The organism is Nonomuraea deserti (assembly GCF_004348685.1).
Classification (GTDB): domain Bacteria; phylum Actinomycetota; class Actinomycetes; order Streptosporangiales; family Streptosporangiaceae; genus Nonomuraea; species Nonomuraea deserti.
On record NZ_SMKO01000071.1, the window covers coordinates 1 to 24,782 of the forward strand.

At 70.7% G+C, this 24,782-nt stretch carries 21 protein-coding genes; 5 read left to right on the plus strand and 16 right to left on the minus strand.

From position 1 onward, the window contains the following. From E1292_RS24705 to E1292_RS24740, 8 genes are all read right to left on the minus strand, one after another. The coding region (locus tag E1292_RS24705; RefSeq protein ID WP_132597594.1) for a serine hydrolase at positions 1–899 on the minus strand (899 nt) is incomplete at its 3' end. Positions 900–1,012: 113 nt separating this feature from the next. Continuing rightward, positions 1,013–1,885, minus strand: a complete 873-nt coding sequence (locus E1292_RS24710) for an alpha/beta hydrolase (RefSeq protein ID WP_132597595.1) — start codon at positions 1,883–1,885, stop codon at positions 1,013–1,015. A 15-nt stretch (positions 1,886–1,900) separates the two neighbouring features. Then, the gene (locus E1292_RS24715) at positions 1,901–3,295 is read right to left on the minus strand and encodes an NAD(P)/FAD-dependent oxidoreductase (protein ID WP_132597596.1); all 1,395 of its coding nucleotides are present in this window, start codon (positions 3,293–3,295) and stop codon (positions 1,901–1,903) included. Between the two features lie 45 nt (positions 3,296–3,340). Continuing rightward, positions 3,341–4,135, minus strand: a complete 795-nt coding sequence (locus E1292_RS24720; RefSeq protein WP_132597597.1) for an ABC transporter permease — start codon at positions 4,133–4,135, stop codon at positions 3,341–3,343. Beyond that, complete coding sequence (locus E1292_RS24725) at positions 4,132–4,983, minus strand: ABC transporter permease (protein WP_132597625.1); 852 nt, start codon at positions 4,981–4,983, stop codon at positions 4,132–4,134. The genes E1292_RS24720 and E1292_RS24725 overlap by 4 nt, the downstream gene beginning before the upstream one ends. 52 nt (positions 4,984–5,035) lie before the next feature. Then, positions 5,036–6,250, minus strand: coding sequence for a polyamine ABC transporter substrate-binding protein (locus tag E1292_RS24730; RefSeq protein ID WP_132597598.1), 1,215 nt, complete (start codon positions 6,248–6,250; stop codon positions 5,036–5,038). 9 nt (positions 6,251–6,259) lie between these two features. After that, positions 6,260–7,327 (minus strand): ABC transporter ATP-binding protein, encoded by a 1,068-nt coding sequence (locus E1292_RS24735; protein WP_132597599.1) that lies wholly within the window; start codon positions 7,325–7,327, stop codon positions 6,260–6,262. A 21-nt stretch (positions 7,328–7,348) separates the two neighbouring features. Next, complete coding sequence (locus E1292_RS24740) at positions 7,349–8,782, minus strand: gamma-aminobutyraldehyde dehydrogenase (protein WP_132597600.1); 1,434 nt, start codon at positions 8,780–8,782, stop codon at positions 7,349–7,351. A gap of 270 nt (positions 8,783–9,052) precedes the next feature. Between E1292_RS24740 and E1292_RS24745 the strand changes: the two genes are divergently transcribed. Continuing rightward, positions 9,053–9,544 carry an Lrp/AsnC family transcriptional regulator gene (locus tag E1292_RS24745; RefSeq protein ID WP_132597601.1) on the plus strand — a complete coding sequence of 164 codons (492 nt, stop codon included), beginning with the start codon at positions 9,053–9,055 and terminating at the stop codon, positions 9,542–9,544. 123 nt (positions 9,545–9,667) lie between these two features. Here E1292_RS24745 and E1292_RS24750 read toward each other — a convergent pair whose 3' ends face one another. Genes E1292_RS24750 through E1292_RS24785 form a run of 8 tightly spaced genes read right to left on the minus strand, consistent with a single transcriptional unit; the run spans position 9,668 to position 19,792 of the window. Then, on the minus strand, positions 9,668–12,409 hold the full coding sequence (locus tag E1292_RS24750; RefSeq protein WP_132597602.1) for a glycoside hydrolase family 38 N-terminal domain-containing protein: 2,742 nt from the start codon (positions 12,407–12,409) through the stop codon (positions 9,668–9,670). Beyond that, positions 12,406–13,503, minus strand: coding sequence for a Gfo/Idh/MocA family protein (locus E1292_RS24755; protein WP_132597603.1), 1,098 nt, complete (start codon positions 13,501–13,503; stop codon positions 12,406–12,408). Before E1292_RS24755 ends, E1292_RS24750 begins: the two co-directional genes overlap by 4 nt. 5 nt (positions 13,504–13,508) lie before the next feature. After that, positions 13,509–14,408, minus strand: a complete 900-nt coding sequence (locus E1292_RS24760) for a TIM barrel protein (RefSeq protein WP_132597604.1) — start codon at positions 14,406–14,408, stop codon at positions 13,509–13,511. 25 nt (positions 14,409–14,433) lie between these two features. Further along, positions 14,434–15,618, minus strand: coding sequence for a CehA/McbA family metallohydrolase (locus tag E1292_RS24765; protein ID WP_246090304.1), 1,185 nt, complete (start codon positions 15,616–15,618; stop codon positions 14,434–14,436). Then, positions 15,615–16,679, minus strand: coding sequence for an ABC transporter ATP-binding protein (locus tag E1292_RS24770; RefSeq protein WP_132597605.1), 1,065 nt, complete (start codon positions 16,677–16,679; stop codon positions 15,615–15,617). The genes E1292_RS24765 and E1292_RS24770 overlap by 4 nt, the downstream gene beginning before the upstream one ends. Beyond that, positions 16,679–17,497, minus strand: coding sequence for a carbohydrate ABC transporter permease (locus tag E1292_RS24775; protein WP_132597606.1), 819 nt, complete (start codon positions 17,495–17,497; stop codon positions 16,679–16,681). The genes E1292_RS24770 and E1292_RS24775 overlap by 1 nt, the downstream gene beginning before the upstream one ends. Further along, the gene (locus E1292_RS24780; protein ID WP_132597607.1) at positions 17,494–18,426 is read right to left on the minus strand and encodes a carbohydrate ABC transporter permease; all 933 of its coding nucleotides are present in this window, start codon (positions 18,424–18,426) and stop codon (positions 17,494–17,496) included. The genes E1292_RS24775 and E1292_RS24780 overlap by 4 nt, the downstream gene beginning before the upstream one ends. Beyond that, positions 18,401–19,792: an extracellular solute-binding protein gene (locus E1292_RS24785; RefSeq protein ID WP_246090305.1), complete on the minus strand. Its 1,392-nt coding sequence runs from the start codon at positions 19,790–19,792 to the stop codon at positions 18,401–18,403. Before E1292_RS24785 ends, E1292_RS24780 begins: the two co-directional genes overlap by 26 nt. Before the next feature lie 308 nt (positions 19,793–20,100). On the opposite strand from E1292_RS24785, the gene iolC reads away from it, so the two are divergent. The 4 genes from iolC to iolD are packed head-to-tail and all read left to right on the plus strand — an operon-like array spanning position 20,101 to position 24,742. After that, positions 20,101–21,051 carry a 5-dehydro-2-deoxygluconokinase gene (iolC, locus tag E1292_RS24790; protein WP_439331903.1) on the plus strand — a complete coding sequence of 317 codons (951 nt, stop codon included), beginning with the start codon at positions 20,101–20,103 and terminating at the stop codon, positions 21,049–21,051. Then, the gene (locus E1292_RS24795) at positions 21,048–21,953 is read left to right on the plus strand and encodes a Cgl0159 family (beta/alpha)8-fold protein (RefSeq protein WP_439331902.1); all 906 of its coding nucleotides are present in this window, start codon (positions 21,048–21,050) and stop codon (positions 21,951–21,953) included. Before iolC ends, E1292_RS24795 begins: the two co-directional genes overlap by 4 nt. After that, a complete protein-coding gene (gene iolB, locus E1292_RS24800; protein ID WP_132597609.1) occupies positions 21,950–22,831 on the plus strand; it encodes a 5-deoxy-glucuronate isomerase in 882 nt (293 codons plus the stop codon). Before E1292_RS24795 ends, iolB begins: the two co-directional genes overlap by 4 nt. A 60-nt stretch (positions 22,832–22,891) precedes the next feature. After that, positions 22,892–24,742: a 3D-(3,5/4)-trihydroxycyclohexane-1,2-dione acylhydrolase (decyclizing) gene (iolD, locus tag E1292_RS24805; RefSeq protein ID WP_132597610.1), complete on the plus strand. Its 1,851-nt coding sequence runs from the start codon at positions 22,892–22,894 to the stop codon at positions 24,740–24,742. Positions 24,743–24,782: the final 40 nt, after the last annotated feature.

A 24,782-nucleotide genomic window follows, 5' to 3' on the forward strand; every position in this document is an offset into this window, starting at 1 on the left:
GGGCGGGTGTACGTCGGGGAGAGGTGGCCGAGGCGGGCGCCGATCGTACGGGCCACCCGCTCGATGGTCTGGACGCCGGCGCCGTGGCCGGGCTGGTGGTCGGTCTGGACCGCCAGCAGCAGGTCGCGGCCCGGGCCCTTGATGCGGCCGTAGCTGGTGACGGCCCACGTGTTGTGGATGAACGGGCGCGGGGTCCAGCCGTTCTTCAGTGCCACCCGGTCTCCGGGGCGGGCCGCGGCGCTGACGCCCCACGCCTGCTCCTTGCGTACCCGTCCCATCAGCCCCAGCAGCAGCCGCCGGTCGGAGGCGCGCAGCCCCTTGCCGCCGTTGACCAGCACGTCCAGCAGGCGTAGGCGGTCGGCGGGGCTGGTGGTGGTGCCGCCCCAGTAGATGCCCGGCCCGGGTGCGGTCTCCCGCATCCCCATTCTCCGGTAGAAGGCGCTCATGGTGCCGCCCCCGCCGACCCGCGACCAGAGCGCGTCCGCCGCCTTGTTGTCACTCTCCGTGATCATGCGTTCCGCCAGGTCGCGGTCCCCCGCGCTGAGGCCGCTCGCGTGGCGGCGCTGGAGCAGCGCGGCGAGGACGTCCACCTTGGCGCCGCTGGCGGTGATGAGGTCGTGCCGGTGCTCCCCCTGGCCGAGGGTGACCCCGCTGACCAGGTCGCGCGCGCCGTACACGATGCGGCCAGGGCGGGTGCGCAGGTAGCGGGAGAGGTCGTGTTCGAGGCGCAGGCGGGCCGCGCGCGCGGCTCCTTTGTCAGGAAATCTCATGACACATCGCGCCACCTTGACCGGCACCTTGGCGGAGGCCCGCACGGCGACGGGCCCGGTCGGCGCCCGCTCGGCGCCGCACGCCGCCACGAGCGCCAGGCCCACCCAGGCCGCCCAGTTTGTACGCATGCGCAACCCCCGTCGAGTTTGCGGGGGTTGCGGGGGTCATGCCCGGCTCGGCGCTCTGACCTTCACATACGGTACTTTCCTGGACAGACCTTCAGCACATCCTTGCCGAGCGGTCAGAGACGCGTCTCCAGGAAGGCGGCTGTCGCGTCCACGGCCCGGGTGACGTACGGCTCCCGGTCATAGAGGTCGGTGTGCTGCTTGGCGTCCACCCAGACGAGCTCCTTCGGCTCGTCGAGCCGCTTGTACACCTCCTCTGCGCCCTCCGGCGAGCAGAACCGGTCGACGATCCCGTGCACGATCAGCGCCGGTTTCGGGGACAGGAAGTCGGCCCCCATCATGTGGTCCGTCGTGATCAGCTCGCGCACGCTCGCCCTGGTCACCTCGTTCGCCCAGTGGGGCGAGGCACCGCGCTCGGAGCCGTAGTAGGCGTACGGCTCGTCGCCCGGCATCGCGGCCTCGGCCCCCTCGGCGACGGCGGGCATGTACGCGACGGCCCCGCCCCGGTCCTGCCGCTCCAGCACCTCCGTGAGCGAGCCCAGCACGGCCTGGTAGTCCATGCCCGTCCGCATGGCGTAGGGGTTGTGGTACGCCCCGGCGATGCCGACAAAAACCCGTACTCGGGGATCAAAAGCAGCAAATTTCAGGGCATATCCGGCGCCCAGGCAGATCCCCACCACCCCGATCCGCTCCCGGTCCACCTCCGGCCGCGCCCGCAGCATCGACACCGCCGCCCGCAGGTCGTACAGCTTGCCCTGCGGGTCCTCGTGCCGGCGCGGCTCCCCGCCCGACTCGCCCCAGTTGCGGTGGTCGAAGGAGAGCGTGACGTAGCCCCGCTCCGCCAGCCGGGCCGCGTACAGCCCGGTGACCTGGTCGCGCACCCCGGTGAACGGCCCCGTGAACACCAGCCCGGGACGCGGCCCCGCGCCGTCCGGCACCCGCAGGTCACCGACCAGCGTGCGGCCGTCCACGACGAACTCTGCTCTCATACGCCCAAGTCTGCGCTATGAGTCGAACCCCAGCCCCATCCGGTCGAGCGCGCGCAGCCACAGGTTGCGCCTGCCCTGCTGCTGGTCGGCCCGCGCGATCGACCACCGGGTGAACTGGATCACGCCCGACCGCACCGGCTCGGGCGGGAACGGGATCGGCTTCTCCTTCACCATCCGCAGCTCGGTGCGCTCGGTGCGCTCGCCCGACAGCAGGTCGAGCATGACGTTCGCGCCGAACCTGGTGGCGCCGACCCCCATGCCGGTGAAGCCGGCCGCGTAGGCCAGCCGGCCGCCGTGCGCCCGCCCGTAGAAGGCGCTGAACCGGCTGCAGGTGTCGATCACACCGCCCCACCGGTGGCTGAACCGCACGTTCGCGAGCTGCGGGAAGGTGGCGTAGAAGTGTTCGGCGAGCTTGACGAACGTCGCGTCGCGCTGGTCGTACTCCTGCTTGACCAGGCCGCCGTTGTAGTAGACGGCGTCGTAGCCGCCCCACAGGATGCGGTTGTCGTCGGTCAGCCGGTAGTAGTGGAACTGGTTGCCCGAGTCGCCGACCCCCTGCCGGTTGCTCCAGCCCACCGCGGCCAGCTGGGCCGCTGTCAGCGGCTCGGTCGTCAGCACGTAGTCGTAGACCGGGACCACGAAGTGCCGCAGCCGCCGCAGCAGCGGCGGGAACACGCCGGTGCCCAGGGCCACGTGGCGCGCGGCGGCCGTGCCGTACGGCGTGCGCAGGGTGATCGTGGTGCCGTCGTCGTGCAGCGTGCGCACCGGGCTGCGCTCGTGGACGCGTACGCCGAGCCGCAGGCACGCGTCCCGCAACCCCCACGCCAGCCGCGCGGGGTCGACCATCGCGCAGCCGCTGCGCTCCCACAGCCCGCCCAGGTAGGTCGGCGAGTCGAGCTCGGCCCGCACCTGATCCCGGTCGAGCGGCACGTAGTCGAGGCCCAGCTCCGAGATCAGTTCGAGGTGCTCGTTCAGCCCGTCGAGCTGCCACGGCTCGGTGGCCACGTGCAGCTCGCCGGTGCGCTCGAACGAGCAGTCGATGCGGTAGCGCCACAGCGTGCGCTCGATCTCGTCGAGGTTGGCCACGCCCATGCGCTCCAGCCGGTCGATCTCCTCCGGCCACCGTTCCAGCCCGTTGGCCAGGCCGTGGGTGAGCGTGGCCATGCAGAACCCGCCGTTGCGGCCTGTGGCCGCCCAGCCGATCCTGCGCCCTTCGAGCAGGACGACGTCCAGCGACGGGTCGCGTTCCTTGGCCAACAGGGCCGTCCACAGGCCGGAGAAGCCGCCGCCGACGACGACCAGGTCGGCGGCGGTGTGGCCGGCGAGCCGCGGGGCCGGCTCGGGCCGGGCCGGGCTGTCCAGCCAGTACGGTCCGCGCTCCGCGTCAGCCAGCGCCTTCAGCGGATCCACACTCCCACATCCCTACGATTCAGCTGTGAGGTCGCAGCACGGCGGTCAGGCGCGCCGCCGGGCCACCACCGCGTTGGCGACGGCGATCAGCACCCCTACGCAGAAGATCAGCGTACCCATGACGTTGACCTGCGGCGGGATGCCGGTTTTCACCGCGCCGACGATCCACAGCGGGAAGGTGACGGTCGAGCCGTTGACGAAGCTGGTCACCACGTAGTCGTCGATCGACAGCGCGAACGACAACATCGCGCCCGCCATCACCGCGGGCATGATCGACGGCAGCGTCACCTGCCGGAACGTCCCCCAGGCCGTGGCGCCCAGGTCTCTGGCGGCCTCCTCCAGCGACGGGTCGAGCGTGACGATCCGCGCCCGCACGGTCACCACCACGAAGGACAGCGAGAACAGCACGTGGGAGACGATGATCGTGTTCGCGTCGCGCGGCACGTTGCCCGAGACGAACAACGACAGCAGCGACGCCCCCATGACCAGCTCGGGCGTGGAGATGGCGGCGAAGACCAGGAAGTTCGTGACGCCCTTGCCGCGGAAACGGTGGCGGCCGAGCGAGAGCCCGAGCATGGTGCCGAGCACGACCGTGATGACGGTGCTGACCAGGGCGATGACCAGGGAGTTGCGCAGCGCCACGGTCAGGTCGGAGATCTCGAACAGCTCGGCGTACCACCTGAGCGTGAAGCCCTGCCAGCTGGTGTTGGACTTGCTCTGCTTGTCGTTGAACCCGAACAGGATCATCACGGCGATCGGCGCCGACAACCACACGATGACCAGCCACGTGTAGGCGTGCAGCAGCCGGTCCCCGAGCCTGCCCCTCTCGCCGCTCGTCATCGTGCCGCCGCCTCCAGCACGTTCTCCGTACCGAGCGCCCTGGCGTAGGCGAAGATCCCCACCAGCAGGACCGCCATCAGCGTGAACGACAGCGCGGAGGCGGTCGGGTAGTTCAGGTTCACCAGGTATTCGGTCTGGATGTTGTTGCCGATCATGGTGTTGCCCGTGCCGCCCAGGATCTGCGCGTTGATCGGGTCGGCCGTGGCCGGCACGAACGTCATGAGCACCCCGGCGAACACCCCGGGCAACGACAGCGGCAGCACCACCCGGCGGAAGGCTCCCGCCCGCGTCGCGTACAGGTCCTGGGCCGCCTCCACCACCCGCGGGTCCACCCGCTCCAGCGCCACGTAGACGGGCAGGATCATGAACGGCAGGAAGTTGTACGTCAGCCCGCCCACCACGGCGAGGGTGGTCGCGAGCACGTGGAAGCTCTCGGGGAGCAGCCCCCAGCCCTTCAGCGTGCCGAAGAGGATGCCGTTGTCGGCCAGCAGGAAGTTCCACGAGATCGTACGCAGCACGAACGACACGAAGAACGGCAACAACAGCAGGAACAGGTACATGGACTTGCGGTCGCCGCCCCTGAAGGCGATCCAGTAGGCCACCGGGTAGCCGATCAGCAGCATGGCCACGGTCGCGAGCCCGCCGTACAGCAGCGAGCGGAGCAGCTGGGTGCTGTACCTGCCGAGCGCCTCCCCGTAGTTGGAGAAGCTGAAGGTCATGGCGTAGCCGTCGTAGGCGTTGCCGGTCTGCAGTGACACCGACGCCATCGCGACCATGGGCACGACGAGGAAGATCGCCAGCCACATCCAGCTCGGCAGCGCGAGGAGGTAGGGGGTGAGCCGCCGCATCGTCACGGTCTCCCGGGTCCGGCGGCGCGCGGCAGGTGACGGGTCATCGCGCCTATGCCTGGGTGATCGACTGGAAGATCGGGTTGAACACCTGCTCCTGCTGGGTGGTCAGGGTGGTGTACGTGCGCAGCTTGGCGTAGTCGGCTTCGCTCGGGAACATGAGCGGGCTGTCGATCATGTCGTTGAGCGCCTTCTTGTCCTTGTCCCCGGCCGTCTTGGCCCGCTCCCTGAACAGGTCCTGGACGGCCGGGACGGGCGTGACGAACTGGATGAACTCATCCAGTTCGGCGGCCACGGCGGGCTGGTAGAGGTAGTCCATCAGCATTAGCGCGTCGAGGGGGTTGGCCGCGCCCTTGGGGATGAGCATGTTGTCGGTCCAGATCGTGCCGCCCTCCTCGGGCACCACGAACGCGACGGGCTCGCCGGCGAGCTGGCGCTGGAAGACGTCGCCCGACCAGGCCATGGTCACCCAGACATCGCCCTTCGCCACGGCATCGATATACCCTTGATCATAATATTTCCGCACGAGTCCGGCATCGCGCTGCGCCTTGAGCTTCTCCCCGGCCTTCTTCCAGTCCGCCTCCGTCGACGTCTCCGGGTCGACGCCCACCGCGAACATGCCGAAGTTGCCGATCTCCTGGGCGTCGTTCATCATGCCGACCCGCCCCTTGTACCGGGGATCGAACAACGCCTCGATGCTGGTGATCTCCTCTTCGACATGGTCGGTGTTGTACGCGATCCCGGTCACGCCCGACGCGTACGGGATCGTGTACTTGTTGCCCGGGTCGTAGGAGCGCTCCTTGAACTTCTGGCCCGCGTTGGCCTGGAAGTTCGGCAGCCGCGTGTGGTCGAGCGGCACCGCGTAGCCGAGCTGGAGCATGTGCTGGAGCTGGACGCCGTTGGTCATGACGACGATGTCGTAGCCCAGCGACTGCCCGGCGCGCAGCACGGGGTCGGCCTTGCCGAAGAAGTCGGCGTTCTCCTGGATGACCTCCTTGTACTCGTACGCGATGCCGGTGTCCTTCTTGAACCGCTCGAGCGGGCCCTTGTCCTCCGGCATGTACTCCGGCCAGTTGGCGAAGACGACCTTGCCGTTCTTGGTCTGCTTCGCCCAGAAGTCCTGGACGGCGTCCGCCTTGGGCGGTGCGACCTTCTGCCCCTGCACGCCGCAGGCGGCGAGGGCGAGCCCGGCGGCCGAGTAGCCGGCGAGCCGGAAGACGTCACGTCTGGTGCGGCCTGTCAGGGGTCCGCGCAGTGGGGGGTTCATGAGGCGCTGTCAACTTCCAATCACGTACGAGTGCTGCGCCTGCCACGACAGCCAGACGGAGTCTCCCCGCTCCGCCGTCGCCACCGAGTCATGCGCGTTCTGCTGGAAAACGGTGATGTCCGTCCCGTCCGCGAGGCTCACGGAATAGCTGGTGTAGGTGCCCAGGTAGACGACCTCGGCGACGGTCCCGCGCACACCGCTCACCTCCGGACCCGGGTCCTCCGCCCCGATGGTGATCTTCTCGGGGCGTACGGTCACCGTCACCTCGCCCTCGCGCCCGGGCACCAGCACCCGGCCGCCGCCGACCTTCACCTCGCCGCCGGTCGCGGTGCCCGCGAGCAGGTTGGAGGTGCCGATGAAGCCCGCGACGAACGCGGTCGAGGGCCGCTCGTAGATCTCGCGCGGCCTGGCGAGCTGCTCGACCAGGCCGTCGTTCATGACCGCGATCCGGTCGCTCATGGTCAGCGCCTCGTTCTGGTCGTGCGTCACGTACACGAACGTGATGCCGACCTCGCGCTGGATGCGCTTGAGCTCGATCTGCATGGCCTGGCGCAGCTTGAGGTCGAGCGCGCCGAGCGGCTCGTCGAGCAGCAGCGCCCGCGGCCGGTTGACCAGGGCCCTGGCCAGCGCCACGCGCTGCTGCTGGCCACCGGACATCTCGCGCGGCCGGCGTTTCTCCCTGCCGGCCAGGTCGACGATCTCCAGCATCTCGCCGACCCGCCGCCTGATCTCCTCCTGCGGCGTCCTGCGCTGTTTCAGGCCGAACGCCACGTTGTCCCAGACGCTCATGTGCGGGAAGAGCGCGTAGGACTGGAAGACCATGTTGACGTCGCGCTTGTTCGGCGGGACGTCCGTGACGTCCTTGCCGTGCAGCTTCACCAGGCCCTTCGTGGGCGCCTCGAACCCGGCGACCATCCTCATGGTCGTGGTCTTGCCGCAACCGGACGGGCCGAGGAGGGAGAAGAACTCCCCCTCGGCGATGTCCAGCGTCACGCCTTTGACCGCCTGGACGACCTCGCCATGCGAGAGGTACTCCTTGACGACGTCCTCTAGCTCGATTGCCGATAGCCCGGTCATGTCCAGGTTTCGCCCCTGCCGCTATTCGCCGATGTAGTGCATGACGTGCTTGACCCTGGTGTAGTCGTGCAGGCCGAACACCGACAGATCCTTGCCGTATCCGGAATGCTTGAAGCCGCCGTGCGGCATCTCCGAGATGAACGGGATGTGCGTGTTCACCCAGACCGTGCCGAAGTCCAGCCGGTTGGACATCCGCATGGCACGGCCGTGGTCGGACGTCCAGACCGAGCCGCTCAGGCCATATTTGACGTCGTTGGCCTTGGCCAGCGCGTCGGCCTCGTCGGTGAACGTCTGCACGGTGATCACGGGGCCGAAGACCTCATTCTGCACGATCTCGTCGTCCTGCCTGAGCCCGTCGACGACCGTGGGGGCGAAGAAGTAACCCTTGTCGCCGACACGCTTGCCGCCGGTGAGGATCGTGGCGTGCGCCGGGAGCCTGTCGATGAAGCCCTGCACCCTGGCCAGCTGGTTCTCGTTGTTGAGCGGCCCGTACAGCGCGTCCTCGGTGTCCAGGCCGCCGGTCACGGTGCCGGCGGCGGCCTCGCTCAGCGCGGCCACGAACTCGTCGTGCACGCTCTCCTGCACCAGCACCCGGCAGGCGGCGGTGCAGTCCTGGCCGGCGTTGTAGAGGCCGGCCTCGGCGATGCCGGCGGCGGCCGTACGCAGGTCCTTCACGTCCTCGAAGACCACGACCGGCGCCTTGCCGCCGAGCTCCAGATGGACCCGCTTGAGGTCGTCCGCGGCGCTCCTGGCCACCGACATGCCCGCGCCGACCGAGCCGGTGATGGCCACCATCGAGGCGGTCGGATGGCTCACCACGAGGGCGCCCGTCTCGCGGTCGCCGGTGACGACGTTGAAGACGCCGGCGGGCAGCACCGAGCCGAGGATCTCGGCGAGCTTGAGCGTGGCGACCGGGGTGGTGTCGGACGGCTTGAGCACGACCGTGTTGCCGGCCGCGATCGCGGGGGCGATCTTCCAGACCGCCATCATGACCGGGTAGTTCCACGGCGTGACCTGGCCGACCACGCCGATCGGCTCGTGCCTGATGATGCTGGTGTGCTCGGCGAGGAACTCCCCCGCCGTGGGGCCCTCCAGCGTGCGGGCCGCGCCCGCGAAGAACCGGAAGTGGTCGGCGGCGACCGGGGTCTCGTCCTCTGCCATGCGGGCGCGCGGCTTGCCGGTGTCGCGGCACTCGGCCTCGTTGATCTCGTCGGCCCGCGCCTCGATCGCGTCGGCGACCTTCAGCAGCAGGTTGGCCCGGTCACCCGGGGTGGTCCTGCCCCATGACTCGAACGCGGCGGCCGCGGCGGCGAAGGCCGCGTCGACGTCCTCCGGCCCGGAGACCGGGGCCTGGACGTAGGCCTCGCCCGTGCACGGGTCGATGATGTCGGAGAACCGGCCGCTCTTCGCGTCCACGAGCTCGCCGTTGACATAGTTCTGCAGACGGGTCGTCATGCGCCCTCCTTCGTCGGTCGCCTGACCCAGGTGCTCTGTCTATGGGTGACCTCGGCAAGCTCGGTCATGAATGACCTCCTCGTGAGGTGGCTGAGATGCCCGCGACTCTTACAGAGCGGTCGCAGCGAAACAAGGGATTTCGTGGTGAATATATCAAATTGCTACGAATTCGCTTGACAGTCGCCCGGGAACTGACACCATGTCGCACCAGGACGGCATCCCAGCGGGAACGCCCCCGCCATGCCGGACCGCTAGGAGGAACCACATCCGATGACCACGCCGCCGCGCGTACGCCGCTCCGCTTCCCGTTCAGGGCCCGTGGTGCTCGACGACCTGTCCAAGCAGATCATCGAGCAGCTGCAGGCCGACGGGCGCATGCCGTACGCGGCGATCGGGAAGGCGGTCGGGCTCTCGGAGGCCGCGGTACGCCAGCGCGTCCAGCGGCTGCAGGACGCCGGCGTCATGCAGATCGTCGCCGTCACCGACCCCCTCACCCTGGGCTTCCCCCGCCAGGCGATGATCGGCGTCACCTGCGAGGGTGACCTGGAATCGGTGGCCGACGAGCTGGCGGCGATCGAGGAGATCGACTACGTGGTGCTCACGGCCGGTTCCTTCGACGTGATCGTGGAGGTCGTGTGCGAGGGGGACGGGCACCTGCTGGAGATCCTCAGCAAGATCCGCGCCATCCCCGCCGTCCGCGCCACCGAGTCGTTCGTCTACCTCAAACTACGCAAGCAGACCTACTCCTGGGGCACCCGCTGACCGGCTCGGCAGCGGGCAACACCAAGCTTCGTCCAGCTTCAGCAGCAGCTTCGCCTCGCCCTCGGCCGGCAGGCTCTCAGCGAACTCCCCTTGGTACGGACGAGTCCGCACAGCCATGCCGAATCACTCGGAGCCGGTGAGCTGGATCGTCGCGATCTCCCAGGGTTTCATGGGCAGGCGGAGGGTGCCGTCCGTGACCGGTAGTTCGGCACCGGGGCGGCCGCGCAGGTCGGCGTGCCTGGCCCGGGTGAAGGCGCCCTCGACGACCGCCTCCGTGTCGCCGGGGGTGAGGGCGACCACGCGGAGTTCGTGCCGGCCGTCGCGGTCGCGTAGCGAGGTCATCGTCACACCGTTGCCGGTCACCGACAGGCCCGCCGCCGGAGCGGGCATGGGGAGGTCCTGCGCGCCCTGACCGGGCACCGCCAGCAGGTCGTGGCGGAAGGCCTCCGCGTGGGGCACGACCTCTTCCCACGACTCCTGGTACGGCATCAGCGCCAGGCTCACCTTGCGCACCCCGCGCGACTGCGCCGCGGGGGTCGGGAGCTGCGGTCCCGCCGGTTCGGGGCGGAGCGGGTTGCGGTTGCGGGACAGGTAGCCGACCGAGCGCAGCAGGGTGAGGGCCAGCTCGGCGCCGTCCACCACTTCGTACTCCGTCACGTGCTCCAGCAGCGCAGCCACGCCCCCCGCCGCCACCCAGGAGGAGGCGGGGAAGGTGGGCAGCGGGGTCTCGCCGCAGCCGCCCTCCGAGGTCAGCCCGCGGGTCGTCACCGCGAACTGCCCCTCGGCGTACGACTGCGTGGCCCCGTCGGGCAGCGGCACGTGCAGGCGCACCCGGTGGTCGGCGCAGCGGTTGTCGAACTCGACGTCGAGCCGGACGAAGGGCTCGCCCGCGCGCAGCTCGACGCGGGTGGTGACGACGACGTTCTCGGTCGTGGGCGTCCGGGCGATGGCGGGGAGTTCCGGGGCGCCCTCGATGTCGCCGCCGGCGGCCGGCCACCGGTACGTGCGGCGCACGTCCACCATGGCCACCAGAGGGCCTGAGGCGATCAGCTCGGTCTCGACCGACACAGGCTCGTCCACGATCAGGTCGGCCGGCGGGGGCGCGTAATTGTAGGTGTCGCCGACGTCCCCGCCGTCCACGATGCGGCCGGCGCCCGTGACGGTCGTGCCGTCCTGGCCGACCAGCGTGAGCGTGCCGTCGCGGGCGATCGTGACGCGCAGCAGGCCGTTGTCCAGCACCTCCTCGTCGCCGCGCACCGGCAGGGTGGCCGAGTCGGAGCTGAGCCAGCAGGACGGGTCGTGCTCGGAGGGCAGGCTGGTCTCCCGCTCGGGCGGGCCGTACACCTGCTCGTGCGGCGCGGGCCGGACGCTCGTGTGGCCCAGCGGCGGGACCTCGACGAGGGCCGCGACCGTGCGCCGGGGCTCGGCGACGATGCGGACCCGGGTCACGCCGTCCAGTTGGCCGCGCAGGTCGTCGACGTCGAAGACCACCTGCGTCTCGTGGGCCACCGTGAACGTCAGCGTGCCGTCCTCGACCGACCAGGACGTGATGTGCTGGCCGTACAGCTCGGTGCCGTGGACGAAGCTCAGCGCGGTGGCCGGGTCCATCTCGTCGTCCAGCAGCAGCGTGGCCGCGTATTCCAGCGGCTGGATGGGCACGGGCGCACCCGAGGCGTCCACCAGCGGGTGGTGGCCGGCCACCTCCACGACGACCACGCCGCGCCTGGGGGCGGGCGTCGGGTTGACGACGAGCACGCCGTCGGACGGCACCGCGCCGGCCAGCCGGGCGGTCACCATGTCGCGCACGGCCTGCCCGAGGTGCTCGGCCTCGGCGATGCGCGCGGCGACCTGCTGGGCGGTGTCGTCGACGCCGCAACCGGTCACCGAGTCGTGGCCGCTCGCGTCCACCAGCCGCCACCAGGCCATGTCGAGGAAACGTCCGGGCCACTCGTCGCCCCAGAGCGTGGCCAGCGGCTCGGCGTAGCGCTCCACCATGCGCTCGGCGCGGCCCATGGCCTGCTTGACGTGGGCGCGGACGGAGATGACGCCGGGAAGGATGTTGGCGCGCGCGTGGGAGCGGAGCTCGCCGCGGACCTCGGGCAGGCCGTCTACCTCGCCCGAATAGGCCCCGATATATCCGGACAAGGTGTCCATGCGGGCGCCGATCTCCGCCACCATCTCCGGCAATCCTCGTACGGGCGCCGAGTGGTCGGTGCCGTACATCGCCAGCAACGAGCCCTCGGGCCCGTGCCACTCGCGCATCGTCCTGGTGAACGCGTCCGCCCGTTCCTTCAGCCCTGCCGAGTCGTGGAACAGATGGGCCCCGTTGCCGTAGCCGCCGGCGGGCAGGTACTGCGTGCGCAGCGCCGTGCCGTCGGGCGCGACCCAGGCGAAGGCGTCGGTGGTCACCGAGGACGGCACTCCTCGGTAGACGCAGGCGTGCAGCAGCCCCGCCCGGCGCAGGATCTGCGGCATCTGCGCCGCGTGCCCGAACATGTCGGGCAGGTAGCCGACCGGCATGGCCCCGCCGAGCTTGTCGGCCCTGGCCATGCCGAGTTCGAGGTTGCGGACGATGTTCTCACCCGAGCAGAGGAACTCGTCGAGCAGGATCTGCCACGGCCCCACCGCCAGGCGCCCCGACTCGACCAGCGCGGCCACCCGGTCGCGGTTCTCCGGCCGCACCTCCAGGTAGTCGTCCACGCAGGCGAGCTGCCCGTCGAGGGTGAAGTGGTAGGCGGGCTCGCGCTCCATCGTGTCGAGCACCTCGTCGAGCAGCGCCACGAGGCGCAGCCTGAAGCGCTGGAACGGTTCGTACCACTCCCGGTCCCAGTGCGTGTGCGGTACGACCACGATCTCCGTGCTCACGCTGCTTCCCCTCCCACGGGCAGTCCATGTTGTACGGCGTAACGGGCGGCGATCCGCTGGGCCGTCACGATGTCTTCGAGCCCCCCGCCCGCGTCGGTGAGCGGCGGCTCGCCATCGTTCACGAAAGCATGGAAGGCGGCCAGTTGTACTTCGAACGCCTCGGTCACATCGCGCCGATGCGTGCGGCTCTCGCCGCCCTCGCCGCTCACGTCGCCGGAGACGACGGTGAGCGTGGTGGGGGCGTTCATCAGGTAGGGCGCGGGGAAGACCAGTTCCAGCGAGCCCTTGTCGTGGTGGATGGCCACGGTCTCGCGGTAGGCGGGGTAGTCCTCCAGGTAGTGCCAGCGGATCCCGAACCGGCCGCGGACGGGCAGCGGCCCGGAGATCTCGATGGACCCGGGCGCGGGCCCCCACGTCTCGACGTGTGCAATTTCGGCTGGCGACCCGGTGAAGCGTCTCAAGAGCGACAAGTCGTGGCATATGGAGCCGAGCGCCACTCCGTACAGGTTCCGCACCGGATCCGGCGCCGACTCGCCCAGCGCCCGCGAGACGAGCTCGCGCTCGGCGGCCCGCAGCGAGGCGAGCAGCCCGGGATCCACGTCACGGGCCTGCGTCAGGTTGGCGAACGCGAGCTGCGACTCCCCGCTCGGATGCAGCACGACCACCTCGACCGACCTGATCGCCTCGGGCCCGCCCAGCTCCGCCAGCAGCTTCTCGGCCCTGCGCACCGCCGGGTCGTACTGCTTCATGTAGCCGACCATCAGCCGCCCCTCGGGCAGCGCCGCCACCTCGGCCCTGGTCAGGGCGAGCGGCTTCTCGCACAACACCGCGTAACCGGCGCTCAGCGCCTGCCGCACGGCCTCGCCGTGCGAGCCGGAGGCCAGCATGACGACGGCGTCGAAGCCGCCGTCGGCCAGCATCTCCTCCAGCGCGGTGTACCGCCTGGCGGCACCCAGCCGGTCGCCGACCGCGTCGGCCAGCGTCCGTGACAGGTCGCAGACGGCGCTCACCTCGAACAGGTCACGCCGCCTCGACAACAACGGCACGTAGACCGCCTGGGTGACGGCCCCGCACCCCACCAGGGCGATTCTCACCTGTGTCAAAGTCCCAGTTCCCTCAGTCGCTCGCGGTTGGCGGCCTGGTCGGCGATGTTCTGGGCGACCGAGCGGCGGCCCGGCAGCGTGTCCTGCTCGACGATGACCCAGCCCTCGTAGCCGATCTCGTCGAGCGCCGCCACCACGCCGGGCAGGTCAAGCTCGCCCTCGCCGAGGGAGGCGAACCCGCCGCGGCCCATGAGCTCGCGCAGGTCGACGCCGTCATCCAGGGCCTGGGCGAGGATCTTGGTGTCGCCGTCCTTGATGTGCACGTGGCCGACCCGGCCGGCCCACTCGCGCAGCTTCGTCACCGGGTCTCCCCCGCCCAGCAGCAGGTGGCCGGTGTCGAGGCAGAGCTCGACGTCGGTCAGCTCCAGCAGCCGCTCCACGTCGTCGGGGGTCTCGACGTAGGTCCCGAGGTGCGGGTGGAAGGCGGGCTCGAAGCCACGCTCGCGGCACCGTCCGACCGCCTCCTGCACGCGGGCGGCGTACCCGGGCCATTCGGAAGGCGCCAGCCCTGGAACGCTCCCACCCGGGCGGGCGAACCTCTCCGGCGAGCCGGAGCAGCCCAGCGTGGGCCGCGGCGCCAGATGCTCGGGCGCGGGCGGCGCGGCGGCGAACACGTCGAGCGTCTTCTCCAGCACGATCAGGCTCCTGCGGAACGCCTCGGCGTCGTTGTAACGCAGGTCGGCCCAGCCGCCGGCGAGCAGCATGCCGTCGAGCCGTTCCGCCAGGTCTCGGGTGGTGCCCAGGTAGCCGACCGGGCCCAGGTCGATGCCCTCGTAGCCGGCCTCGGACAGCGCGCCGACCATCTCGTCGGCGCCCAGCGGCGGCGGCGCGTCGCTCAGCTCGAACACACCGAAGCTCACCGGCGCGTTGGCGACCTTCCGCACTCGCGTGCTCATGACCTCACTCCGTTCGTCGGCACGTTCACTCGCATAGAGCGATCACCTCGTTCTCGTACGTTTCCAGCCGGTGGCGGCCGCCGGACGCGGGCAGGAGCGTACGGTCGCCGCGGACGACCCGCCGCCGTCCGTCGGGGGCCACCAGCACCAGGCCGTCGGCGTCCAGCGCGAGCAACTCGTCGCCCAGCCTGAGCAGCAGCGGCCCGTCGGGATCCGCGGAGACGGCGGTGCGCCCGGCGCGCACGCCGTCGAGCACCGTGCTCGTGTCCTCGGCCAGCACCCACGTCGTCGGCGCGCCGGGCAGGCCGTCGGAGCCGTGGCGGTGGAAGTCGCTGCCGCCGATCACGGTCAGGTCGTCGCGCCAGGCGTCGGCCCAGGCCAGCGGCGCGCCCCAGCGGCGGTCCCACCAGCCGGAGTGCCACACTTCGGCGATCGCGGGCCGGCGCTCGATCGGCAACAACCAGGCGCAGTCGCCGCCGAGCGGATGGTTGATGGACATCAGCCCGCCCGCGCGCTCGGCGTGCTCGGCCCAGGAGTCCGCGGGCCGCCGGAAGTCCACCCAGCCGACGTCGCCGAACACGTTGGCGTGGCCCCGGTCGGTGGTGACCTCCTGGCCGGGGATGAGCGTGATCTCCCGGTCGATCTTGTCCAGCCAGGGGTGGTGGCTGACGGTGTTGTGGTCGGTGACGGCCAGGAAGTCGAGCCCTCTGCCGTGGGCGAGCTCGGCCAGCTCGGGAATGCTGAGCCCGCCGTCGCTGTGCAGGGTGTGGGCGTGGAAGTCGCCCGCGAACCAGCGCAGCCCGCCGGCGTCGGGGATGTCGCGCCGCGCCGGGCGCTCGCCGTGCGGCGGCTCCGCCATGTCCGGCTCCGGTGGCGCGACGGTCGCGGTGGTGATCTCCAGCGTGTAGTCGAGGCCCTGCGGCGGGATCCGGTGCAGCCGCAGCCACACCTGCCACGTGCCCGCTTCCGGCTCGCCCGGCAGGTAGCCGGGGGTCGCCCAGTCCCCGCTGATCGTGTATGTGTCACGCGCGCCGCCCGACCAGCCGCGGAACCCGGCGGACGAGCCGCACCCGAGGTCGATGACGCCCTGCGACCTGTCGTACGCCAGCCGCACCGTCACGGCGGCCGTGCCCGCGCTCACCTCGAAGGGCACCTCGCGCAGGATCTGCTCCAGCCTGTCGTCCAGGCTCCAGTGACCTGTGATGATCACACCAGCTCACCGTCCCGGTAGACGAGGGCCCGGTCGCGGCGGGGCAGCGCGTGGCCGTCGTCGCCGACGGCGGGCTCGCTGCCCTCGGGCACGACGGCCTGCACCAGCACGTCGTTGACGTCCAGGGTCACCAGGTGGGACGCGCCCAGGTTCTCCACGATGGCCACCTTCCCGCTCAGCACGCCCTCCGCGGGCCCGGCCGAGTAGGCCATGTACTCCGGCCGCACGCCGTAGACGATCTTCTCCCCGTCGGTCAGCCGCCCCTCGGCGGCGATCGGGACCGCCACCTTGCAGCCCGCGACCTCCAGCGTGTCACCTCGTACGGCGCCATCCAGCAGGTTCATCGGCGTCGAGCCGATGAACCCGGCCACGAACGTGTTGGCCGGCCGCTGGAACACCTCGACCGGGGTGCCGATCTGCCGGATGTGCCCGGCCTCCATGACGGCCATCCGGTCGGCCATGGCCAGCGCCTCGGCCTGGTCGTGGGTGACGAAGACGGTGGTGACGCCCAGCTCGCGCTGGAGTTTCTTGAGAAACGTACGGGCTTCGAGCCGGAGCCGGGCGTCCAGGTTGGACAGCGGCTCGTCGAACAGGAACGCCTGCGCCTGCGTGGCCATCACCCTGGCCAGCGCGACCCGCTGCTGCTGGCCGCCCGACAACTGCCCGGGCCGCCGGTCCATGAGGTGGTCGAGGCCGAGCCGCGCGCCGACCTCCTCCGCCTTCTCGCGGCGGGCGCCCTTGGCGACCTTCTTGATCCGCAGCGGGTAGGCGATGTTGTCCGTGACGTCCATGTGCGGGAACAGCGCGTAGTCCTGGAAGACCATCGCGACGTCGCGGCCGCCCGGCTGCACCCCGGTCACGTCGCGCTCGCCGATGACCACGGCGCCGCCGGTGGCCGTCTCCAGCCCGGCGATCGTGCGCAGCAGGGTGGTCTTGCCGCAGCCGGAAGGGCCGAGCAGGGCGAAGAACTCGCCGTCGGGGATGTCGAGGTCGAGCGAGTCGAGCGCTTTCACCCCGCCGGGATAGACCTTGGTCAGCCCGCGTAGTTCGATGGCGGCCATTAACGCTTGATCCCTCCGTGGAAGCGGAAGCCGTACTTTTTGCTGACGAACAGGTACATGAGCACCACGGGAATCGAGTAGAGCAGGCCGAACGTGGACAACATGCTGAGGTTGGCCTGGCCTCCCTCGGTGTACAGCGTGTACGTGATCACCGCGGCCGGCTGCTTCTCGACGTCGCTCAGCAGCAGGTACGGCATCAGGAAGTTCCCCCACACGTTGGCCAGCGCCCACACCCCGATCGTGGCCAGCCCCGGCCGCACCAGCGGTACCACCACGTGCCGGACGATCTGCAGCGGCGAGGCCCCGAAGACCCGCGCCGACTCCTCGTAGGACTTCGGCGTGGAGTCCATGAAGTCCTTCAGCATGAAGATCGCCGCGGGCAGCAGCCCGCCGGTCAGGATGAGGATCAGCCCGAGGTGCGAGTCGATCAGGTTCAGCTCGACCGCGAGCTGGAACAGCGGCACCATGGCCGCCGTGCCCGTGATGATCGACGACAGCAGCAGCAGCGCGTAAAGCAGGGCGTCCCGGCCGGGCAGGCGCACCCGGCTCAGCGCGTACGCGGCCAGCGCCGCGAGCAGCACGACCAGCACGGCGGTGCCGACCGACAACACCAGCGAGTTGTAGAGCGACGGCAGCGCGTACGGGTGCTCCACGACCGCCTGGAAGTTGTCCCAGGTGAAGTCGGGCACCTTGACCTCGTACGACGGGTCGGAGGTGAACGGCGCCGTCACCAGCCACAGCAGCGGGATCGTGAAGAAGGCCAGCAGCACCGCGATGAGCGTGCAGAAGCCGATCCGGCCCAGGACGAAGCGCGTCATTTCTTGCTCCGGAGCAGCCGCAGGTAGAAGACCGCGACGACCAGGTTGATCAGCAGGATGATCGTGGACACGGCGGCGCCGTAACCCAGCTCGCCGCTCTGCAGCGCGACCTTGTACACGTGCACGGCCAGCACCTCGGACCTGCCGTCGGGACCGCCCGCGGTGAGCAGGAACGGGGAGAAGTCGTTGAACGTCCACAGGCTGATGAGCAGCAGGTTGGTCAGGATGTGCCCCCGGATATGCGGGAAGACCACGTCCCTGAGCTGCTGCCAGCCGGAGGCGCCGGCCAGGCGGGCGCTCTCCAGGTGGGAGGGCGGCACGTTGCCGAGCGCGGCGCCGTACAACATCATCGAGAACGCGGTGCCGCGCCAGGTGTTGAAGACGATGATCGACAACATCGGGTGGTCGAGCAGCCACGGGAAGCCGGGGATGCCGAGCAGCGCGTTGAGCGTGCCGCCGTCGCGGTCGAGCAGCGCCACCCACAGGAACGACACCACGGCGCTCGGCAGGATCCAGGCCAGGATGACCAGGCCCTCGACCAGCCGCTTGAGCGGTCCGGCGCGGTCGCGCAACAGCCAGGCGATCGTGAAGCCGAGCACCACCTGGCCGATGACGGCCGAGCCGAGCACGAACTGCACGGTCAGCCACGTCGAGTTCCAGAACGTGGGGTTGAAGACCGCGTCGAGGAGGTTGGCGAGCCCGACGAACTCCGGCTCGGCCGCGGCCGCGCCGGTCAGGCGGTAGTTGGTGAGCCCCAGGTAGAGCACCCACAGCGCGGGGAACACGAGGAAGGCGGCGATGAGCAGCAGGGCGGGGGCGACGAACGCCCCGGCCCGCAGGCTGCCCAGGCCCGCCGCGTCAGAGCTGTAGCCGCGGCGGGTCCGCGCGTCTTCCTTGACGACCTCAGGAGGCGATGTTGCCTGCGCCACCGACGATTCCTTCGAGCTTCTTCTGGTAGTCGGCCGCCGCCTGGTCGGGCGCTGTGCCGCCGACCACCGCGGCGGTGGCCTCCTGCAGCGCCACCGACACCTGCGGATAGACGGCGACGGGCGGCCGGTAGGCGGTCACCGGCAGCACCTTCTCCGAGATGAAGGTCAGCAGCGGCTCGCCGGCGAGGATCTCCTTGTTGACGTCGGTGCGCGGGGTGACGCGTACGTTGCCGTCCTTGGTCTCCTCCTTCAGCGCCTCGGGCGAGAGCGTGAAGGTCAGCAGCTCGAAGGCCTCCTTCGGGTGCTCGCTGTTGGGGTTGACCGTGCGCAGGGCGCCGCCTGACATGCTGACGAAGTCCTGGCCGCGCACGCCCTTGCCGGGCTCCATCGCGGGGATCATGGCGTAGCCGACGACCTGGTCGCGGTCGGCCATCTTCGCCACGCCGTCCTTGGGGTTGACGACGCCGCGCCAGAAGTAGTCGCCCTCCATCAGGATGCCGACCTTGCCGTCGGCGAACTGCTGGAACGACTTGTCGCGGCCCTTGGCCTCCTGCTGGAGCTTGGGATCGCCGAGGCCGCCGCCGTAGATCTTCTGGTAGAGGCCGAGCGCGTCCTTCAGCGGCTGGGAGGCGCCGGTCCACTTGCCGTCCTGCTGCACCTCGCCGCCCGCGCCGGCGAGCAGCGGCAGCACGCCCTGCATCGAGGTGGCCTCGCCCATGGCGGTGCCGGCGTTGATCTGGATCGGCACGGGCACGCCCGCGGACTTCAGCTTCGTGCCCGCGTCGAGGATCTCCTGCCAGCTCTTCGGCTGCCAGTCGGCGGGGAGCCCGGCCTTCTGGAAGAGCGTCTTGTTGAAGTAGAGCACCCGGCCGTCGGTGCCGACCGGCAGTGCGTACTTCTTGCCGTTGAACTCGGCCATGCCCTGGACGGCCTCGGGGATCTGCGACCAGCCGTCCCAGCTGTCGGCCTCGGGGCCGATCAGCTCCGACAGCGGCTTGATGTAGCCCGCTTCGGCGAACTCGCCGGCCCAGATGCCGTCGATGTCCATGACGTCCGCGCCCTTGCCTGACTTGAGGTCGAGGGAGAGCTTGGTCTTGTACTGTTCGTCGTCGACTCCGCTGGGGACGAACTTGACCGTGACGTCCTTTCCCTTCGCCTTCTGGGCGGCCTCGAACTTGGGGATGACCCAGTCCTCGATGAAGGTCGCTCCGGCGGCGTTCTTGCCGCCCTTGATGGCGTTCTGGGTGATCGTCAGCTCGATGGCCTCACCCTCGCCTCCGCCGGACGACTGGCCGCACGCGGCGAGCCCCAGCCCGGCCGCGGCGAGGACCGCGACCACTCCCAGCGACCGTTTCCGCACTGCCATGCAAACCCTCCGACATGTCCATAGGGGAGGAAGCCATGGGCCAATATGTCATGACATGCATATGACGTAAAGGCCCGCCCAAATGACCGGGTCATACTTCCGGACTGTGCCCGTACGCTGTGTCTTTGCCTGAAGGAGAGGGATCAGCCGCAGGTGCGTCGCGCTCGTTTCGAGGTGGGCACGTAAGGCAACATAGCGGACATCCGAATGTCATGACAATATGCCATAGTGTCGAGAGAAGCCTCACCCTGGAGGTGCGTCAGGTGCAGACCCCGCTCCCCGCGACAGGCCGTCCGTCCGGGCCCGCCGTGCACGACCTGATCACGATCGGCCGCTGCGGCGTCGACGTCTACCCGTTGCAGACCGGCGTCGGGCTGGCCGACGTCGAGACCTTCGGCAAGTTCCTCGGCGGCAGCCCGACGAACGTCGCCGTGGCCGCGGCGCGCCACGGGCTGCGCCCGGCCGTGATCACCGCCGTGGGAGCCGATCCCTTCGGGGACTTCGTCCGGCGGGCGATCCGCGGCTTCGGCGTCGACGACGCCTACGTGAGCACCATCGAGGGCCCGCCCACACCCGTCACGTTCTGCGAGATCTTCCCTCCCGACCACTTCCCGATCTACTTCTACCGCGGCGACCATCCTCCCGACCTGCGCATCTCCCCCGACCTCCTCGACCTCGACGCCATCGCGGCCACGAGCCTGTTCTGGTTCTCGCTGACCGGCCTGAGCAAGGAGCCCAGCGCGGCGGCCCACGCCGCCGCCCTGTCGGCGCGCACCACGGGCTGGACGGTGTTCGACCTGGACTACCGGCCCAGCCTGTGGGAGTCGCGGGAGGCGGCGTACGAGGCGGCGAACCGGGCGCTGCCGCACGCGAACGTCGCGGTCGGCAACCTCGACGAGGTCGAGACCGCGGTCGGCGTACGCGATCCGGAGGCCGCCGCGCAGGCGCTGCTGGACGCCGGGGTGAAGGTCGCCATCGTCAAGATGGGCCCAGAAGGGGTTTTCGCCCGCACCGCCGAGGAGAGCGCCTTGGTGGAACCCGTGGAGGTGAAGGTGGTCAACGGCATCGGAGCGGGCGACGCGTTCGGCGGCGCCGTCTGCCTCGGCCTGCTGCGCGGCTGGCCGCTGGAGCGTACGATCCGCTTCGCCAACGCCGCGGGCGCCTTCGTGGCCGCCCGCCTGGCCTGCGCCGACGCCATGCCGGCGACGGCGGACGTGGAGGACCTGCTGAACGGCACCGAGAACGGGGATCGCTCTTGAGCGACATCACGCTGCCCAGGGCCGCCGGATACGCGCGGCTCACCCACATCCGCGCCACCAAGCCGGAGGAGATCGCCGAGGCGGCGGCCCGGCGGCAGCGACGCGGCCTGCCCGGCGAGGGCGAGCGGCTGCTCATCATCGCCGCCGACCACCCCGCCAGGGGAGCGCTGGCCGTACGCGACCGCCCGCTGGCCATGGCCAGCCGCGCCGACCTGCTCGGCCGCCTCCAGACCGCGCTGGCCAGACCGGGCGTCGACGGCATCCTGGCCGCCCCCGACGTGCTGGAGGACCTGCTCCTGCTGGGCGCGCTGGAGGGCAAGCTGGCCTTCGGCTCCATGAACAGGGGCGGCCTGCAGGGCTCGGTGTTCGAGCTGGACGACCGCTTCACCGGCTTCGACGCCGCGGCGATCGACACGATGCGCCTCGACGGCGGCAAGATGCTCTGCCGCATCGACCCCGGTGACCACGCGACCGTGGCGACGCTGGAATCGTGCGCCCGCGCGGTCACCGACCTGGCCCGCAGACGCCTGGTCGCCATGGTGGAGCCGTTCTGGTCGCTGCGCTCGGAGACGGGCGCCGTCCGCAACGACCTGTCGCCCGACGCGGTGATCCGCGCGATCAGCGTCGCCCAGGCGCTCGGCGTGACCTCGGCCTACACCTGGCTCAAGATCCCCGCCGTGGCGGAGATGGAGCGGGTGATGGCGGCCACCACGCTGCCCGCCCTGCTGCTCGGCGGCGACCCGCCGGACATCGACGCCGCCTACGCCGACTGGGACCGCGCGCTCGGGCTGCCGGGCGTGCGGGGACTCGTCGTCGGGCGCGCTCTGCTCTACCCTCCGGACGACGACGTAGCAACCGCCGTGGACGGCGCCGCCGCCCTGGTTCGAGAGGTCCGCGCATGACATACCTTCCGTACGGCAAGTCCGCCAACGGCCCCTGGGCGGTGGAGATCACCCCGTCCCTGGCCGGATGGACCTATTCGGGCCTGCGCGTCGCGAACCTGGCCGACGCCACGGTCTCGTTCGACACGGGCGAGGAGGAGATGCTCGTGCTCCCCCTGTCGGGCTCGTGCACGGTCGCCATCACCCCATCCGCCTCCCCGCCGCCCGGCACGCTCGGGGCCGGTGCGGTGACGTTCGAGCTGGCCGGGCGGTCCTCGGTGTTCGACGGCCCGTCCGACTTCGTCTACCTCCCGATCGGCGCCCACGTGACGCTCAGGGGCGACGGGCGCATCGCGCTGCCCTCGGCCCGCGCCACCCGCGCGCTGGAGCCCCGCCACGTGCCCGCCGCCGACGTCGCCGTGGAGATCAGGGGCGCGGGCCAGGCCAGCCGCCAGGTGAACAACTTCTGCGCCCCCGACGCCTTCGACTGCGACAAGCTCGTGGCCGTCGAAGTGCTGACCCCCGGCGGAAACTGGTCGTCCTACCCGCCGCACAAGCACGACACCCCCAACCCGGGCGAGGCCGTGCTGGAGGAGATCTACTACTTCGAGGTCGCCGGCCGGGGCCTCGGCTACCAGCGCGTCTACTCCTCCGAACGCGGCCAGATCGACACCCTGGCCGAGGTCTCGTCCGGCGACGTCGTGCTGGTCCCGTACGGCTACCACGGGCCGTCCATGGCCGCGCCCGGCTACGACCTCTACTATCTGAACGTCCTGGCCGGCCCGGCCGAGCAGCGCTCGATGGCGTTCTGCGACGACCCCGGCCACGCCTGGATCCGCTCCTCGTGGGACTCCCAGCCCATCGACCCGAGACTGCCGTTCGGGAGGACACATGACTGAGCTCGTCGAGGTCATCAATGGACACAGCTCCTTCGTCATGAGGCCGGCGAAGGAGGTCTCATGACGACTCGGCTGACCGTGGCGCAGGCCGTCGTGCGGTTCCTGGCCCAGCAGTGGAGCGAGCGCGACGGCGTGGAGCGGCGGTTCTTCGGCGGCTGCGCCGGCATCTTCGGCCACGGCAACGTCGCCGGCCTCGGCCAGGCGCTGGCCACCTCCGCCGGCGACCTGCCCTACCACCTGACCCGCAACGAGCAGGCGATGGTGCACACCGCCGCCGCCTACGCCCGCGCCGGCAACCGGCTGACGACCCTGGCCTGCACCACCTCGATCGGCCCCGGCGCGACCAACATGGTCACCGGCGCGGCCGGCGCGACGATCAACCGGCTGCCCGTGCTGCTGCTGCCCGGCGACATCTTCTCCACCCGCGTGGCGAGCCCGGTGCTGCAGGAGCTGGAGGACACCCGCTCCTACGACATCTCGGTCAACGACTGCTTCAAGCCGGTCTCCCGCTTCTGGGACCGGATCAACCGCCCCGAGCAGCTCCCGTCCGCGCTGCTGGCCGCCATGCGGGTGCTCACCGACCCCGCCGAGACCGGCGCGGTGACGCTGGCGCTGCCGCAGGACGTCCAGGCGGAGGCGTTCGACTGGCCGGACGAGCTGTTCGCCCGCCGCGTGTGGCACATTGCCCGGCCGCGCCCCGAGCGCGCCGCCCTGGCCAGGGCCGCCGAACTGATCGCCTCGGCCGAGCGCCCGCTGATCGTCGCCGGCGGCGGGGCGATCTACAGCGAGGCCACGGACGAGCTGCGCGCCTTCGCCGAGGCGCACGGCATCCCGGTCGCCGAGACCCAGGCGGGCAAGGGCGCGCTCCCCCACGGCCATCCGCTCGCGATGGGCGCCATCGGCGCCACCGGCACCACGGCCGCCAACACGCTGGCCCGCGAGGCCGACGTGATCATCGGCGTGGGCACCCGCTACAGCGACTTCACCACCGCCTCCCGGACGATCTTCGCCCCCGGCGCGCGGTTCGTGAACGTCAACATCACCGGCTTCGACGCCGCCAAGCTGTCCGGCCTGCAACTGGTCGCCGACGCCCGCGAGGCGCTGGCCGACCTGGGCCAGGCGTGCGCAAGATGGACCACGCCACCCGCCTACCGCGCCCGGGCCGCCGAGCTCACCCGTGCCTGGGACGCCGCCGTCGACGCGGCGTACGCGCTGGAGGGCTCGCCGCTGCCGCAGTCGGCGGTGATCGGCGCGGTCAACGCGGCGGCCGGCGACGACGGCGTGGTGGTGTGCGCGGCCGGGTCGATGCCCGGCGACCTGCACAAACTCTGGCGGCCCAGCGGCCCCGGCAGCTACCACGTCGAGTACGGCTACTCCTGCATGGGCTACGAGATCGCAGGCGGCCTGGGCGTCAAGATGGCGGCGCCGGAGCGCGAGGTGTTCGTGCTCGTGGGCGACGGCTCCTACCTCATGATGGCGCAGGAGCTCGTCACGGCCGTCTCCGAGGGCATCAAGCTGATCGTCGTCCTGGTCGACAACTCCGGATTCGCCTCCATCGGCCGCCTGTCGGAGAGCGTCGGCGCCGAGCGGCTCGGCACCTCCTACGCCCGTCGCGACGGCAGCCCGCTCCCCGTCGACCTGGCCGCCAACGCGGCCAGCCTCGGCGCCTCGGTGCTGCGCCCCGAGTCGGTCGCCGACCTGCGCAAGGCGCTCGACGCGGCCCGGTCGGCGACGGAGACCACCGTGATCCACGTACGCACCGACCGGCTGGCGGACGACGTACCCTCGTCGGAGGCCTGGTGGGACGTGCCCGTCGCGCAGGTGGCGACGACGAGCGCCACCTACGCCGCGCGGGAGGAGTACGAGTCCAACAAGCGCTCCCAGCGCCCGCACCTCGCCCCGCCGACCTGACCTGGGTTGCCCCCGATCTTCCGAGGGAAGGCCTGTGACC

Excerpts from the sequence above, each read along its gene's own strand:
- iolB (WP_132597609.1), top strand. The coding sequence starts at position 21,950 with ATGACATACCTTCCGTACGGCAAGTCCGCCAACGGCCCCTGGGCGGTG.
- E1292_RS24730 (WP_132597598.1), bottom strand. The coding sequence starts at position 6,250 with ATGAACCCCCCACTGCGCGGACCCCTGACAGGCCGCACCAGACGTGAC.
- E1292_RS24745 (WP_132597601.1), top strand. The coding sequence starts at position 9,053 with ATGACCACGCCGCCGCGCGTACGCCGCTCCGCTTCCCGTTCAGGGCCC.
- E1292_RS24710 (WP_132597595.1), bottom strand. The coding sequence starts at position 1,885 with ATGAGAGCAGAGTTCGTCGTGGACGGCCGCACGCTGGTCGGTGACCTG.
- E1292_RS24720 (WP_132597597.1), bottom strand. The coding sequence starts at position 4,135 with ATGACGAGCGGCGAGAGGGGCAGGCTCGGGGACCGGCTGCTGCACGCC.
- E1292_RS24725 (WP_132597625.1), bottom strand. The coding sequence starts at position 4,983 with ATGCGGCGGCTCACCCCCTACCTCCTCGCGCTGCCGAGCTGGATGTGG.
- E1292_RS24740 (WP_132597600.1), bottom strand. The coding sequence starts at position 8,782 with ATGACGACCCGTCTGCAGAACTATGTCAACGGCGAGCTCGTGGACGCG.
- E1292_RS24760 (WP_132597604.1), bottom strand. The coding sequence starts at position 14,408 with ATGAGCACGCGAGTGCGGAAGGTCGCCAACGCGCCGGTGAGCTTCGGT.
- E1292_RS24785 (WP_246090305.1), bottom strand. The coding sequence starts at position 19,792 with ATGGCAGTGCGGAAACGGTCGCTGGGAGTGGTCGCGGTCCTCGCCGCG.
- E1292_RS24735 (WP_132597599.1), bottom strand. The coding sequence starts at position 7,327 with ATGACCGGGCTATCGGCAATCGAGCTAGAGGACGTCGTCAAGGAGTAC.
- E1292_RS24770 (WP_132597605.1), bottom strand. The coding sequence starts at position 16,679 with ATGGCCGCCATCGAACTACGCGGGCTGACCAAGGTCTATCCCGGCGGG.
- iolD (WP_132597610.1), top strand. The coding sequence starts at position 22,892 with ATGACGACTCGGCTGACCGTGGCGCAGGCCGTCGTGCGGTTCCTGGCC.
- E1292_RS24775 (WP_132597606.1), bottom strand. The coding sequence starts at position 17,497 with ATGACGCGCTTCGTCCTGGGCCGGATCGGCTTCTGCACGCTCATCGCG.